At 52.4% G+C, this 14,319-nt stretch carries 10 protein-coding genes; all 10 read right to left on the bottom strand.

Features of this window, described 5'->3' with window-relative positions:
• Window positions 1–39 precede the first annotated feature (39 nt).
• The 10 genes from C7U56_RS12215 to C7U56_RS12170 all read right to left on the bottom strand — a co-directional run bounded on the left by C7U56_RS12215 (window position 40) and on the right by C7U56_RS12170 (window position 14,131).
• Window positions 40–2,157 carry a glutamine synthetase III family protein gene (locus tag C7U56_RS12215; RefSeq protein WP_107001438.1) on the bottom strand — a complete coding sequence of 706 codons (2,118 nt, stop codon included), beginning with the start codon at window positions 2,155–2,157 and terminating at the stop codon, window positions 40–42.
• Window positions 2,158–2,260: 103 nt separating this feature from the next.
• The gene (fba, locus tag C7U56_RS12210; protein WP_022360285.1) at window positions 2,261–3,124 is read right to left on the bottom strand and encodes a class II fructose-1,6-bisphosphate aldolase; all 864 of its coding nucleotides are present in this window, start codon (window positions 3,122–3,124) and stop codon (window positions 2,261–2,263) included.
• A 118-nt stretch (window positions 3,125–3,242) separates the two neighbouring features.
• Window positions 3,243–4,727 carry a threonine synthase gene (thrC, locus tag C7U56_RS12205; protein ID WP_107001515.1) on the bottom strand — a complete coding sequence of 495 codons (1,485 nt, stop codon included), beginning with the start codon at window positions 4,725–4,727 and terminating at the stop codon, window positions 3,243–3,245.
• A gap of 188 nt (window positions 4,728–4,915) precedes the next feature.
• Window positions 4,916–6,427, bottom strand: a complete 1,512-nt coding sequence (locus C7U56_RS12200) for a tetratricopeptide repeat protein (RefSeq protein ID WP_233430267.1) — start codon at window positions 6,425–6,427, stop codon at window positions 4,916–4,918.
• Window positions 6,428–6,464: 37 nt separating this feature from the next.
• Window positions 6,465–7,346 (bottom strand): TPM domain-containing protein, encoded by an 882-nt coding sequence (locus tag C7U56_RS12195; protein ID WP_107001437.1) that lies wholly within the window; start codon window positions 7,344–7,346, stop codon window positions 6,465–6,467.
• Window positions 7,343–8,428 carry a TFIIB-type zinc ribbon-containing protein gene (locus C7U56_RS12190; protein ID WP_107001436.1) on the bottom strand — a complete coding sequence of 362 codons (1,086 nt, stop codon included), beginning with the start codon at window positions 8,426–8,428 and terminating at the stop codon, window positions 7,343–7,345. The genes C7U56_RS12195 and C7U56_RS12190 overlap by 4 nt, the downstream gene beginning before the upstream one ends.
• A 5-nt stretch (window positions 8,429–8,433) precedes the next feature.
• Complete coding sequence (locus C7U56_RS12185; RefSeq protein WP_107001435.1) at window positions 8,434–9,756, bottom strand: SPFH domain-containing protein; 1,323 nt, start codon at window positions 9,754–9,756, stop codon at window positions 8,434–8,436.
• A 55-nt stretch (window positions 9,757–9,811) separates the two neighbouring features.
• Window positions 9,812–10,705 carry an ABC transporter permease gene (locus C7U56_RS12180; protein WP_022360291.1) on the bottom strand — a complete coding sequence of 298 codons (894 nt, stop codon included), beginning with the start codon at window positions 10,703–10,705 and terminating at the stop codon, window positions 9,812–9,814.
• 7 nt (window positions 10,706–10,712) lie between these two features.
• Complete coding sequence (locus C7U56_RS12175; RefSeq protein ID WP_107001433.1) at window positions 10,713–11,675, bottom strand: ABC transporter ATP-binding protein; 963 nt, start codon at window positions 11,673–11,675, stop codon at window positions 10,713–10,715.
• Window positions 11,675–14,131, bottom strand: a complete 2,457-nt coding sequence (locus C7U56_RS12170; protein WP_107001432.1) for a type 1 glutamine amidotransferase family protein — start codon at window positions 14,129–14,131, stop codon at window positions 11,675–11,677. Before C7U56_RS12170 ends, C7U56_RS12175 begins: the two co-directional genes overlap by 1 nt.
• Window positions 14,132–14,319: the final 188 nt, after the last annotated feature.

Here is a 14,319-nt window from a genome sequence, read left to right as displayed (position 1 = left end):
AAAATCTTTTTAATTAAAATCATACCTTCTAAAAGCTGCCTACACCTCAAACACCAAATCCCCATAACTCGGAAATGGCCATAATTCTTTATCTACCAGCATTTCCAGCTCGTCTGCCGGTTTACGGAGAGCTGCCATCGCCGGGCATACCTCATGCAGATAGGTGAATGCTTTTTCTTTGTTATCCTTGATCGCAGATGCCTTTGCCAGGATATCTTTGAGCGCTGCCAATGCCACCTTCATCTCTGAAAGTTTATCCGAGGTCTCTAAAAGCAGTTCTTTCTGGACGCTGACATCGGCCTCCTCACAGGCAGTCCGGACGGCTGTCAGGGAGGAAGCAATCTGGGTCGTATATTTGACAACCGCCGGGATGATCTGCTTGCCTGCCATGTCGATCATCGTCTTCGCCTCGATGTTAACAGTCTTGGAATATGCCTCATACTCGATCTCGGCGCGGGATTCCAGCTCGGTCCGAGTGTACACGCCAAATTCTTCAAAGAGCTTGATCGCTTTCTCGGTCCGGATTGCCTCGACAGAATCGATACCCGCTTTCAGGTTCGGGAGTCCACGGCGCTCTGCCTCTTTAACCCATTCCTCAGAATAACCATTTCCGCTGAAAATGATACGGCGGTGCTCTGCAAACAGACGCTTGATGATATCATGGACTGCGCTGTCAAAATCATCGCTGTTTTCCAATTCGTCCGCAGCCTCTTTAAACGCTTCTGCCACGATCGTGTTGAGCACGACGTTCGGGGATGAAACAGAATCCGAAGAACCAACCATACGGAACTCGAATTTGTTACCGGTAAACGCAAACGGTGAAGTACGGTTGCGGTCGGTTGCATCCTTGACGAAATCCGGAAGTGTCGCTACTCCCGTCTGAAGTACCTCGCCTTTCTTAGAATGTGCGGCTTCGCCCGTGCTGCACAGCTGATCGATAACATCCTCCAGCTGCTCGCCCAGGAAAATAGAGATGATCGCTGGCGGCGCCTCTGCCGCACCCAGACGATGATCGTTGCCCGGAATCGCGGTGGACTCGCGCAGCAGATCCGCGTGTCTGTCAACTGCTTTCATGATGCACGCCAGAACCAGAAGGAACTGTACATTTTCGTGCGGCGTCTCGCCCGGATTCATCATGTTGATGCCGTCGTCGCTCGTCAGGGACCAGTTGTTGTGCTTACCGGAACCATTGATTCCGTCAAATGGTTTCTCATGCAGCAGACAGGTCAGACCGTGATGTCCTGCGACACGCTTCATCGCCTCCATGACCATCTGGTTGTGATCGACTGCCAGATTGACCTGGCAATAGGTTGGTGCTAATTCGTGCTGTGCTGGTGCAACTTCGTTGTGCTGTGTCTTTGCACTGACACCCAGACGCCACAGTGTCTCATTTAACTCTTTCATGAATGCACCGACTCTCGGACGGATGCTTCCAAAATAGTGATCATCCATCTCCTGCCCTTTCGGCGGCATCGCGCCAAACAGGGTACGACCGGTGTAGATCAGGTCTTTTCTCTGTAAATATTTGTTCTTATCAACCAGAAAATACTCCTGCTCCGGTCCCACATACGGAATCACACGGTGGGAAGTCGTATTTCCAAACAGGCGGAGAATCCGGAGTGCCTGCTCGTTGATTGCCTGCATGGAACGCAGCAGCGGCGTCTTCTTATCCAGTGCTTCGCCGCGGTACGAACAGAATGCAGTCGGTATGTAGAGTGTCACGCCCAGCGTATCTTCCCGCAGAAATGCCGGGGAAGTACAATCCCAGGTTGTATAGCCGCGTGCCTCAAAGGTGGAACGAAGTCCGCCCGACGGAAACGAGGATGCATCCGGCTCGCCCTTAATCAGCTCTTTACCGGAAAACTCCATGATAACGCGTCCGTTGGAATCCGGTACGGAGATAAACGCATCATGTTTTTCTGCCGTGATGCCGGTCAGCGGCTGGAACCAATGGGAATAATGCGTCGCACCGCGCTCGATCGCCCAGTCTTTCATCGCGTGTGCGACAACATCTGCGATGGACGGATCCAGCTCAGCTCCGTCTTCAATGGTTTTCTTCAGTTTTTTGTAAACACTTTTCGGAAGGCGTTCCTGCATCGCCTTGTCATTAAACACATTTTTTCCGAAAATTTCCGGTACATTGATAATCTCGCTCATTCAATCCCTCACATTAATATGAAAACAGACCGGACCGCCAGTATGTATATCCGCGTTGCGAAATGTACATCCCTGCAGTCCGGTCATGAACCTTACTTATTCATCAGGCTTTTCCGATAGAACCGAACAGTTCCATCTTTGTCTTAACCGTCTCTTTGATCGCCTCAAAACCAGGTGCAAGAAGTTTACGCGGGTCAAATCCTTTGCCCTGCTGATCCTTACCAGCCTCGATATACTGGCGGGTTGCCTCTGCAAATGCCAGCTGGCACTCAGTATTTACATTAATCTTCGCTACACCTAAAGAAATGGCTTTCTTGATCATATCTTCCGGAATACCGGTACCACCGTGAAGAACCAGCGGCATATCGCCTACTTTTTCTTTTACGGCTGCCAGCGTCTCAAAGCTTAAGCCTGGCCAGTTTGCCGGATATTTGCCGTGGATATTGCCGATACCTGCTGCCAGCATATCAACTCCGAGGTCTGCAATCGCCTTGCACTCGTTCGGATCTGCACATTCGCCCATACCGATCACGCCGTCTTCCTCGCCGCCGATGGAACCAACCTCAGCCTCCAGGGAAATACCTTTCTCCGCGCAGACTTTGACTAATTCTTTGGTTTTCTCTACGTTCTCGGCGATCGGATAATGGGAGCCGTCAAACATGATGGAAGAAAATCCAGCATCGATACATTTGTAGCAGCCCTCGTAGGTGCCGTGATCCAGATGCAGCGCAACCGGAACCGTGATGTTCAGCTCTTCGATCATCGCTTTTACCATCGCAGATACTGTCTTAAAGCCAGTCATATACTTGCCTGCGCCCTCTGAAACACCTAAGATAACCGGTGAGTTCTGCTCCTGTGCCGTCAGTAAAATCGCTTTGGTCCATTCAAGATTGTTGATGTTGAACTGACCAACCGCATATTTGCCATCTCTTGCCTTCTGAAGCATTTCCTTCGCACTAACTAACATATACAAACCTCCTCGTTGTCTCTTTTTGATCTAACCAGAGTCTATTATATACCATAATTCAGTATTTGCCTAGCCTGTCAAAAAAATAACAGGCAATTATTTTAATATTTTGTAACTTTTACTGTAAAATCTCCGAAACGGTCTTCTCCATCTCCTCCGGCTTGCACTGGCGGTTGTGACGGATCTCTGCCTTGCGGATCTCCTCGATCGCCTGCGGGATCTTCACGCCGGATGCTTTCTCCATCTCGTCGATAAGCTCGAACTCGCCCTTGCCTTCTTCGCTGCCGAAGATTGCCTCCATGACGCTGCGGGAGAATTTATATGGGCTTGCCGTCGATGCGATAACTGTCTTCTTGGTATCGCCTGTCTCCTTCACATAGTTATGGTATACGCAGGATGCAACGCCGGTATGCGTATCGATCATATAACCGGTCTCATCGTAGAGACGCTTGATCTCGGCTGCATTTGCCGCCTGATCGGCATAACCGCCGACAAAATCTGCCATGCGCGCACGCATCTCACCGGTAACCGAATATTTGCCATCTTTCGAAAGCTCTTCCATGCGTTTCTTGGTCTCCTCCGCATCGCAGCCGGTGGAGAGATAAATCAGACGTTCCAGGTTGCTGGAAATCAGAATATCCATCGACGGGGAAGAGGTCAGGATGAATGGACGGTTCTTGTCATATACGCCTGTCTTAAAGAAGTCGTACAGAACTTTATTGTCATTGGACGCGCAGATCAGCTTGTCGATCGGCACACCCATCTGTTTTGCAAAATAAGCAGCTAAGATATTGCCGAAGTTTCCGGTCGGAACGGTTACATTGATCTTCTCACCGTTCTCGATCTCGCCGTTTTCAAGCAGCTTTGCATACGCATATACATAGTACACAACCTGTGGTACGAGACGACCGATGTTGATGGAGTTTGCGGAAGAGAGCTGATAGCCTCTGCCTGCTAATTCTTTGGCAAATTCTTTGTCACCAAAGATTTTCTTGACACCGCTCTGTGCATCATCAAAGTTTCCGGAAATACCGACAACGCTTGTGTTCGCGCCCTTCTGGGTCAGCATCTGCAGCTCCTGCACACGGCTGACGCCGTCCTTCGGGTAAAATACGATAATTCTGGTTCCCTCAACGTCTGCAAAACCAGCCATCGCTGCTTTTCCGGTATCGCCGGAGGTTGCGGTCAGGATCACGATCGTATTCTCCGCATGGTTCTTCTTCGCCGATACGGTCATCAGATGCGGCAGGATCGAGAGCGCCATATCCTTGAAGGCAATCGTGCTTCCGTGGAACAGCTCCAGATAATATGCTCCGTCTGCTTTGACAAGCGGCGCAATCTCTTCCGTATCAAACTTACTGTCGTAAGCGCGCTCGATACAGGTTTTCAGCTCTTCCTCTGTGAAATCAGTCAGAAACTGCTTCATAACTGCATAAGCTACTTCCTGATATGTTTTATGGGATAATTCTTCCAGGCTGCAATCTAACACCGGGATATGATCCGGCATGAACAGGCCGCCGTCTGCTGCCAGTCCCTTTAAGATCGCCATCGAAGCCGTTACGTTGTTTTCACCGCCACGGGTACTGCTGTAATTGATTGCCATGATTTTCATCCTCTCTTTTTATCTTTCCCCATCGTCCCCATCTTTGCAAAGGATGCCGGAGTCAAACTTTCTGCCATGTAAGTGTTCTGTGTGGTTTTGCAGTTCTCCCGCAAAGTTACGGGACCCCCTGCTCACTTTAGTTAAAAATTCTATCATACTTTATGGCACAGCGCAAGAAAAATTCCCCCTTAATACGTGATCTTCCAGCGCCCAAACAATCCCTTCTTAAAATGGGAAAACCGCCGTGAAGCACTCTCATTTCCCATCTCGATCGCCTTCTGGTAGCACTGTGCCGCCCGCTCGAGATCTTCCGGGGATTCATTTTTCCGTTCGTAGATAAATCCAAGCTCATAGAGTGCATATCCGTCACATTCCGTCTGTGCCGCCCGCTCAAAAAGCTCCTTCGCCTTATTTTCATCGGCGGTGCAGCCTTCTCCCTTCATATAGAGATAGCCTAACTTGGATGCAGACTGCAGGCTTCCGGCTTCTTCGCACCGGTTCAGCCACTCAAATGCTTTTGCATAATCGCGGTCTACTCCCTCTTCGCCCTGGAAATACAGGCATCCAAGAATCTCCATGCACTCTGGATTTCCCTGCGAAGCGCCTTTTTCGTACCAGGAAACCGCCTGCTTCATATCAATCTCGCCGTTCAGACCATCCCGATAGATATTTCCAAGCGCCAGACTTGCCTGTCCGTCCGTCTCGATCCCAGCTGCCTCCCGCAGAAGTTTTTCTGCCCGGACGGTGTCCTGCTCGTCGGACGGGCGCAGATACAGGCGGGCTAACGGAAGCGCCGCCTCTTTGATGCCTGCCGCATATGCTTTTCCATACCAGTAAAACGCTTTTTCATCATCGCGCTCCACCAGTTCATCCTGATAGAACAGATTTCCAAGTTCTTCAAAGCTCTCCGCCTCGTTCCGCGCCGCGGCGTTTTCCAGCGCCTGGACGGCCGCCTGGATATCGCGCTCTGTGCCCTGTCCGTTTAAATACATCTGCCCCAGATACAGCATGGCGCGGGAAGACCCCTGCTTTGCCGCCGCATAGTCATATTGGAATGCAGCTTCCCAGTCTTCTTCCTGGCGGTAATGTTCCCCCATCTGGAAGAGTCCCCAGACCTCCCCGCTGGCGGCGCACTGGTTCGCCCAGCGAAGTGCCTCTTTTTCATCTTTTTCCCGGTATGTACCATTCTGGCAGCATTTTCCCATCTTAACCATCGCCGGGATAATGCCGCCGTCCGCCGCACGTTCGTACCAGAAGAGGCACTGCTCACGGGCGCTCTCAGTCTGCGGCATATAATCGGCCAGATCTTCCCACTCAACTGCCTCGCCCATCTGCCACGCGGCATAGACATCGCCCATCTCAGCGGCATCCCGCACCTGACGGTAACTTTCCTCGATGGAATAACGTGCCGACTGCTTCATCTGTTCGTCATACTGACCGGCGCGCAGCGCTCCTAACACTGCCCGGGCACTTCCCGCCGAAGCCCCCCGCAGGTAACACTCATACGCTTTTTTCTCATTGAACCCGACAGCCCCGTCCCCCCAGCTGTAACAGTGTCCTAAAAAGAACCATGCTTCCGCATCGCCCGCATACGCCGCCTCTTCCAGCCAGGTAACTCCCTGGGCGTACATCGCATCGTTACACTGTTTCCAGATCTGGTCTGCACCTTTCTCACATAAGCCTGTCATCAGGATTGTCATATATCATTCATCCGCCTTCCACACGAAATTGTATCAATTAAAACTTTCTGCCTCCGCCGCCGTGCATCCTTCCGCTGCTGCCCTGATGTATGGTCGTCCTTCCAGCCGAACCGCCCGAAGCGCCCGGACCCGGATTTTTTGGAATCCGTCTGGTCACTACCGACCGGTTTACAAACTGCTCCTCATTTTGGACAAAATGCAGCGCACTGTCCGCTCGGTATGCCATATGGAAACCCAGCGACTGGCGGTGTTCTTTCTGCATCTTATACTGGCGCATCACCGAAAAGCACGGGAGTGCCGCCACGATCGCTGCCGCGACCGCCGCAAACAGCGCCTCATACCATTCCAGGGAATGTTTTTTCTCCTCGCGCACCTGCGTATATTGTCCCGCCGGAACGCCCATCTCCAGATAATTTTCGATGCTGTCGATCGCCCCCAGAGCGCCTTCCGCATAGTTTCCATCCGCCACGCTGTCATATGCCGCATCCAGCACCTTCTCTACCCGCGCATCCGTCAGCACCTTCATCGCATACCCGGTGGTAGAAACGTATATCTCCCGGTTGTCCATATCGATCGAAAGCAGAATACCACTCGCATCGTCCCCGACGCCCAGTCCGTGGCTGTCGTAAAAATCATCGGCATAGCTTTCCGCCGATTCTCCCTGTGCGTCCTCGACTGTCAGTACCGCCAGATCGGCATCCTGTGAATCACGCACCTCATCGATCCGTGTCTCCAGCTCCTGCACTTCTTCCGCGCTGAACAGTCCCGCCTCGTCGAAGACGCGCGTGCCTTCCGCCGCCCATATAGGGCTGACCTGTGAAAATGAAATAAATGCTGCAACGGAGAAGCATATAAAACCTTTCAGCCGTCCATATTTCTTCTTTTTCTGTGTGACTCCCGCATTTTGATTCTCTATCATATCAGGTATCCTCCCAGCAGCAAAAGTACAAACACAGGAATGAAAATCGTCAAAAACAGGCGCACCAGTTTTTTCGAATCAACCGGCAGGACGCCGCAGACCTTTCCATTTTCCCCATTCATCGCAAAATAGTACATCTGCCCGTTCTTCGGATCCGGGTAGGTCATCATCCACACCGGAAGCATGGCATAGTTCCATTTTTCCCCCGTGATGGTCTCCCGGTGGTTCCGGATATCCACATGATCGTAGCCGGAGACGCTATTTTGCAGGGATTCTCTCGTATACTGCTTGATCTCCTGCTCAATCTCCTGTGCAAATTCTTCCTTTTCCCGGTCGCGCCGCTCCGCCCTAAATCCCAGAAAATAGCCTGCCTGAAACGGGCGCAGCTTCTTCATATCAAACGGAAGCACGGTCTCGGCAAGGCTGCGGTCCGCCTGCTTTAACGCGTTGCGCGCCACATCCTTGATGGGAAGCTCCGCCTTTTTCTCCAGATGGTAACGGCTCGTCTCGATATACTCGATCTCCCCCGCCACCGTCACGCGTTTCCGCAGCGCCTCCGCCTGCATCTCACCGGATACCTGGCAGCTATACATCCAATATGGATAATAAATTCCTTCCAGATACTCCATCTGACGCGGCGAGTAGAAATCATCCGGCACATACTTTTTCTTCTGAATCCAGTTTTTAAAGATTTCTTTTGCCTTTTTCTTGTCGATCTCAAACGGAATCAGACCGTCCGGGCGGTATTTACCGTCCAGACTTCCCGAAAGAACCACCGGATTGTGACAGTAACAGCAGTACGTGGATGCTGTCGTCTCCTGTGCCACAATCTCCGCGCCGCAGCTCGGGCAGGTATAGAGAACCATCTTAGACTCCGCCTGCTTCTGGCTCTCTATCTTTTCCGCTTCCGGCATTCCACCCGGCTTCGAAGCTTCCTCTGACTTTCTGGCTGCCTCTTCCATCTCTTTCAACGTCTCTTCCGTAAACGCTGAGAGGCAGTATTCACATTTAAATTTCTGCGTCTTCGGATCAAACACCAGCCCGCCGCCGCAGTTTGGACACTTATATGATTGTATCTCCATACGCCCTATGACCTCGGTTTTCCGCATTCGGAACAAAACTTACCTGTATTGACCGTTCCGCAGCTGCAGGTCCACGGACCGGCTGGTCTTGGCTTGCCGCACTCGGAGCAGAACTTTCCGTGGTTGACATTGCCGCACTCACAAATCCAGGATTCCGCCGGAGCTGCCGCACTGCCCTGCGGCGCTGCGTTCTGTCCTGCCGGTTGTGCATAGCCGCCCTGTGGTGCCGCATTCATCTGTCTCGGCTGCTGTGCATAACCACCCTGCGGCGCTCCATTCGCCTGCCCCGGCGCATAGCCGCCCTGCGGTGCCGCATATCCCTGCCGCGCCGCCTGCTGCATCTGCATCTGCTGCAGGTTGGACGCCGATGCGGCGCCCATAAATCCGCCGCCGAAGTTCATGCCGGCGCCCATTCCCATGAAGCCTGCCATCGCACCGCTTCCGTTGGAACCGGCTGCCTCAAAGCCGCGTGCCATCGCGCCCTGCACATACCCCTCGCGCACCGACGGGTCGCCGAGCATCGCGCCCTGATTCCGCATATTGATGAGTTTCTGCGATTCTTCATCATAGGAAATGCTGGCGATACCGACTGACTGGATCTCCATGCCACGCAGACGGTTCCACTCCTCATCCAGCGTCTCCGCCATATAGCGTCCCAGTTCCCTGCCTTTGGAGGCTACAAAGGAAATCCGCACGCCATCCGCCGACATCTGGTTGATCGAGGTCTGCAGCGCTTCCAGAAACTCCGCTAAATACTGCTCATTGATGGAATCAATCTCCACCTGATCCTGATTTTTCGGAATAGCCTCCGCATAAAATTTCAGTGGATCCGTAATCTTGATGGAGTAAGTTCCATGTGCGCGCAGAAACAGCTCGGAATTATAGAATAAATCAAAATAGTTGATCGGCGTCCGTGTACCGAACTTGATTCCCTTGATCTCCTGGAGATTAATATAGTAGACCTTCTGTGCATACGGCGTCTGTCCGCCATAACGCACACGGTTGAAGGATTCTTTCAGTGCATCGCCGAACTGTCCGTTAAACAGAGACGGCAGGGATGAATTCTGCACTGTATAATAACCCTCTTCCGCTGTATAATCAACGACCTTACCGCCGTCCACCAGCATCATAAACTGATTCGGGTACACATGGATCACAGAACCATTGGACACCGTTTCCGGTGTTCTCTTCCGGTTCTCCCCGCGGCGTGTCTGCACCCCCGCTGAAAATACGGTCTGTTCCCCCATATTTTCCGGTTCAATCACTTCCAGCCACTGATCTGCCAGCCCGCCGCCGACCGCGTGTGCCGCTGCTCTGATAATTCCCATACTCACTGCCTCCTTCTCCAAATTCATAGTTTCTCTGTTTTTCTGCTTTTTCTATCTATCGGTTATCCTTCCCTTTATTTTTCCCATGCCGATTCCATTTTCCCGGCGTGATCGCCCATACTGCTGCCGCGATCAGCACCATCGCCAGCATACACTGCAAAATCAGGCTGCACGCCGTCCAGTGTGCTGTGATCGCATTGTCTGGAAATACGCCAAACAGTGGCTCGAACCATTTTCTCATGTCGCCGCTTCCCGCCTGTCCGTTAATTACATTATAAAACGAGACAGCCGGATTGAAAAGAAAGAGATAGCGTAAAATGCCGGAACTTGCCATTTCCGATGCATTGAGATTAGATGCATACGAATTTGCCGCCCGGAGCGCCATCCGGTATGCAAACAGATTGACCGCCATCGTTCCCGCCGTCAGCGCCACCACCGTCACATAGGAGCAGACGGTCGATACCGTCGAGCGGCGCAGCACCGATGAATAAAAGATCCCGATACTGCCCGTTAAAATTGCCACAACGCCGTGGCACAGGAACAGCATCCCGATGTCCTGCAGCGTAACGCCCCCGTAGACAAATACGAGCGCCTGTACCGGAAGCGCCGAGACCGCCAGCACCAGCATCGTCACCAGCGAGGACGCCAGTTTTCCAAGCACCATGTCACGCGGCTCCATCGTGGTCGTCAGCATCAGTTCCAGCGTCTGGCGTTCCCGCTCGCCGCTGATACTGCTGGCAGTCAGCGCCGGCATGATGAAAAGCAGCATGATAAATTCGATCGAGGAGACGAACGTGTAGAGATCCAGAAACTGCGAATACTGGATCTCCGCCGTCGTCCTGACCTGTTCCGCCACCGAATACATATTAAACAGCGCCACCGCCGCCAGAATACTGTTAAAAACAAACAGAATCGCCATCATGCGGATGCTGCGGCTTCCGACTGTCATTTCCCTCCTAAATACCGGATTCCATCTCATGTTTCAGCACCGCCCTCTCTTCTTCATGTCCTGTGATCTGCATAAACAGTGATTCCAGGCTTCCCTTCTCGCGCATAAAGCTGCTGACCATCACATCCGCATCGATAAGCTGCTGCAAAAGCAGCGCCTCATCCTGCCGATCCCCCAAAAAGCCCAGCTTGATCTCATCCCCCTGCACCGCAATCGTCTGCACGCAAGGATGGCTTTTCAGGATCGCAAGCGCCTTTTCTTTCTGGCTGAAAATCGAGATCAGAAGCGGATTGGACGAGTTGATCCGCGCAAAAATCTGATCCATGCTGCCCTGCAGGACCGTTCTTCCCTGCTCAATGATGCCGATCGAGGTACAAAGCTCTGACAATTCCGATAAAATATGGGAGCTGACGAGCAGCGTTTTTCCCTGATCGCGCAGTTCTTTCAGAATCGCCGTATACTCCACCCGGGTGCGCGGATCCAGCCCGGAAGCCGGTTCATCCAGGATCAGAAGATCCGGATCGTGGATGAGCGCCCGCGCCAGACAGAGGCGCTGCTTCATACCTCTCGAAAGCCCGTCCACAAAAAAGTCCTCTTTATCTTCCAGCCGCACCTGTTCCAGAAGCGTATGGCAGCGCGTCCGCGCCTGCAGCCCCGTAATTCCGTAGCAGGATGCAAAAAATTCCATATATTCCGATACTTTCAGGTTATCATATACTCCGAAGAAATCCGGCACATAGCCGATCCGCCGCCGGAGTTCTTTTCCGTCTGAGTAAACATCCAGTCCGCCGATCTCCACCTCGCCCTCATCGGGAACGAGAAGTCCCGCAAGAATCTTGAGCGTCGTCGTCTTGCCTGCCCCATTGGGACCCACGAATCCAAAGAGTTCCCCGTCCGCGACCTCCAGATTCAGCCCATCCAGCGCCTGAAAATTGCCATATCGTTTTCTGAGGTTTTTAATCGTCAGCATCACTCTCTCCTCCCTACGACATAGATTCTTGGAAGCTGGCTTTCCCAGCCATACTCTCCCGTCTGTTCCGGCACATATTTGACGGTCAATGTGTTCGACGGAGACAGGTACGGCGAAAGCTCCTTTGCCGAATACTCTGATTTCAGCTCGATCCGGTCATTGCGCCCGGTCTCATAGTTATAGAAATACATGCTTCCGGAGAAGGATGACATATACGGATAGAGCGGATTTTCCGAGAATCGCGGTGACAGAGTCTCAAACGTAAGCTTTTCAATGACAAGGTCACTTCCCAGCGAATATTCGACCGTCGCAGCCTCCGCTGTTTCACCGCTATACATTGTGTTGTACGCCGCCTCATAATTTCCGGCGAGCACCGTTGGATCTTCCTCAAGCGCCGAACGGTAAAGTTTTCCGTCTTTTTCACGGTTCAGCGGGATTGACTCGGTCACCATGCAAAATCCTTCCCGAAGTGTACTCGCATCCGCCAGGAAATCTTCCTCGCCCTGGAGCTTCCGGGTTGAAAATGCCACCAGGCACGCCTCAGACGGATTGCGCCCCGCGCCGGAATCCAGATAAAAGCTCAAAAGTCTCGTCCGCTCCTGCGCCTTTAAATAGTCCGAATCCTCAATCTCCGCTTTCTCATACTGATCCGCCCCGGTCACCATCTGTGCTGCCGCATACGAATAGCTGACCGGATAATCGCAGCTCTCCTTTCCATCCAGAGAAACCGTCTGCCCAGGCTCTAATCTTCCCAGCAGCACCGCTTTCCCATTGATGAGCAGAGCCGCATTCTCCAGCGGTTCCTCAAAACAGTTTTTTACCGTTCCCGACACCACGCCGTCAAAATAGGAAATATTTCCCTGAACGCCCATCGCGTCCGTTTTCTCCAGCTCACGACGCAGGGTAAACAGATTCGGTGAAAATGCGACCGTATCCCGCATTTTAATTTCGACCCGTTCCGGCTGATAAACAAAGTTCGTATGATACTCTTCCTCACCGGTAAAGCGCACCGCCGAAACCGCATCGTAATAGTAACTGCGCGTCATCGGGCGCACCTCATAGCCCGGCTTTAAGCTCACCGAATACGGCTTGTTATAAGGGCTTCGGATGTTCATATAAGTGGCTTCTTCCGCCTCTTCTCCCGAGGTATCCAGAATCGACGCATACGTCACAAACGGCTCCCGGAAGCGTGTCTTTACGCCCAGCGCATAAATAATGCCGGTAAACAAAAACGCCCCCAGTGTCACCGCCGGCAGATAATACCGGTAAATTCCTCGCTTTTTTAAGTAGAAATAGATGCCCGGACCGATCAAAAGCAGATAGACCACCACGATCACCGTATATGCCGCAACCTTCGGAAGCCGCCCCGCATTGCCGGTGTTGACCAGCCCCTGTACGCTGAAATACGAGCCCGAATAACCGTAGTAATCCTCCTGTGCCAGCTCGTCCACGGTATCACTTCCCAGCACCAGCGTATACAGCTTTTCAAATGAGGATGGATTGGTCAGACACAAATCGCTGATCGCATCCATCGAAAAGGCAGCTGCCACGATCCGCCCCTGTTTGCAGTTCGTATGGGATAACAGCGGGAACACTTCCCCCGCCAGCAGAGTGCTGCCGTTCTTCAGGTTCACATCGACGCATTCTGCCTGGATCTCCCCCGTCTGCTCGCCCGGTGCCGTCTCCCCGCCCAGACTGACCGGAACGGTTACCGCATCCAGATACGGCGGCTCCAGCACCTTCTCTGCAAACCTGCCATAATTTCTCGCACAATCCACACCGCCGCCAAAGAGGATCGTACCGCCGTCTTCCACCCAGCGCCGCAGCGCCTCATACTGGACATCGCTGAGCGAATCCAGGTCAAATCCAGACACAATTACCAGATCCAGCGGATCGTAACCCAGCCGGTCATCCGGTGCCTGCTCGGCATCCAGAAAAACCGCCCGCGTCCGAAGCGTCCCATATCGGATGCCCGCGCCGTCTAAATAAGAAAGTGCCTCCGGCGTATCCGTCAAAATTCCGATATAACTCTCCGCAACGTCCTCCTCAGAACCAAGTTTCAGACGTTTCCGGATGATTGTTTTCCCGTTTACATCCTGTACCGATACAAACATCTGATCCGCCCGCACACCCAGCGGGATATAATATTCTTGTTCAAACTTCTCCCCCGCTGCCAACGATAACGGATAGGAATACTGGTACGCCTCCAGACTGGACTGCGCGGTCAGAAATTCCAGCGTTCCCTCAAACGGCGCTGTATCATTATTCAGAAGGACCGTTACCCGAAGGTAACGGTCACTCTTTGCCGTATTGTCAAATCCATAGGAAACATCCATCGACAGCGGCGCATCTGCTTCCTTCTGTGAGGCATATGCGTACCCTGCAGGAAGGCAGAATAGTGCCATCCATCCGATCAATATCGCAAAAAAGAACTGTATTCCCCTCTTTTTCTGCATTCTTTCTCTCCCTATCTGTAACTGTTCACGCATACGTGCCCAGTAACGGAATTTGCCGTGGCTTCGCATTTAAATACGGCAAATTCCTGCTGCCACCATGTTTTCTTACGGCACTTTCGGTTCCAAAAGTGCCTACCTGTGAACAGTAACCAAAAATCCATTAAAATGTCTATCAGATTCTTTCCCAC

The organism is Clostridium fessum, from assembly GCF_003024715.1.
GTDB classification, from domain to species: Bacteria; Bacillota; Clostridia; order Lachnospirales; family Lachnospiraceae; genus Otoolea; species Otoolea fessa.
The sequence above is the reverse complement of the archived record's forward strand: the minus strand, read 5'-3'. Positions and strand labels throughout refer to the sequence as shown.

What these genes read in the sequence shown, in the direction of transcription:
- thrC (WP_107001515.1), bottom strand. Translation starts at nt 4,727, where the DNA reads ATGGCAATCAATTACAGCAGTACCCGTGGCGGTGAAAACAACGTAACG.
- C7U56_RS12190 (WP_107001436.1), bottom strand. Translation starts at nt 8,428, where the DNA reads ATGGAGATACAATCATATAAGTGTCCAAACTGCGGCGGCGGGCTGGTG.
- C7U56_RS12185 (WP_107001435.1), bottom strand. Translation starts at nt 9,756, where the DNA reads ATGGGAATTATCAGAGCAGCGGCACACGCGGTCGGCGGCGGGCTGGCA.
- C7U56_RS12175 (WP_107001433.1), bottom strand. Translation starts at nt 11,675, where the DNA reads ATGCTGACGATTAAAAACCTCAGAAAACGATATGGCAATTTTCAGGCG.
- C7U56_RS12200 (WP_233430267.1), bottom strand. Translation starts at nt 6,427, where the DNA reads ATGACAATCCTGATGACAGGCTTATGTGAGAAAGGTGCAGACCAGATC.
- C7U56_RS12180 (WP_022360291.1), bottom strand. Translation starts at nt 10,705, where the DNA reads ATGACAGTCGGAAGCCGCAGCATCCGCATGATGGCGATTCTGTTTGTT.
- C7U56_RS12215 (WP_107001438.1), bottom strand. Translation starts at nt 2,157, where the DNA reads ATGAGCGAGATTATCAATGTACCGGAAATTTTCGGAAAAAATGTGTTT.
- C7U56_RS12170 (WP_107001432.1), bottom strand. Translation starts at nt 14,131, where the DNA reads ATGCAGAAAAAGAGGGGAATACAGTTCTTTTTTGCGATATTGATCGGA.
- fba (WP_022360285.1), bottom strand. Translation starts at nt 3,124, where the DNA reads ATGTTAGTTAGTGCGAAGGAAATGCTTCAGAAGGCAAGAGATGGCAAA.
- C7U56_RS12195 (WP_107001437.1), bottom strand. Translation starts at nt 7,346, where the DNA reads ATGATAGAGAATCAAAATGCGGGAGTCACACAGAAAAAGAAGAAATAT.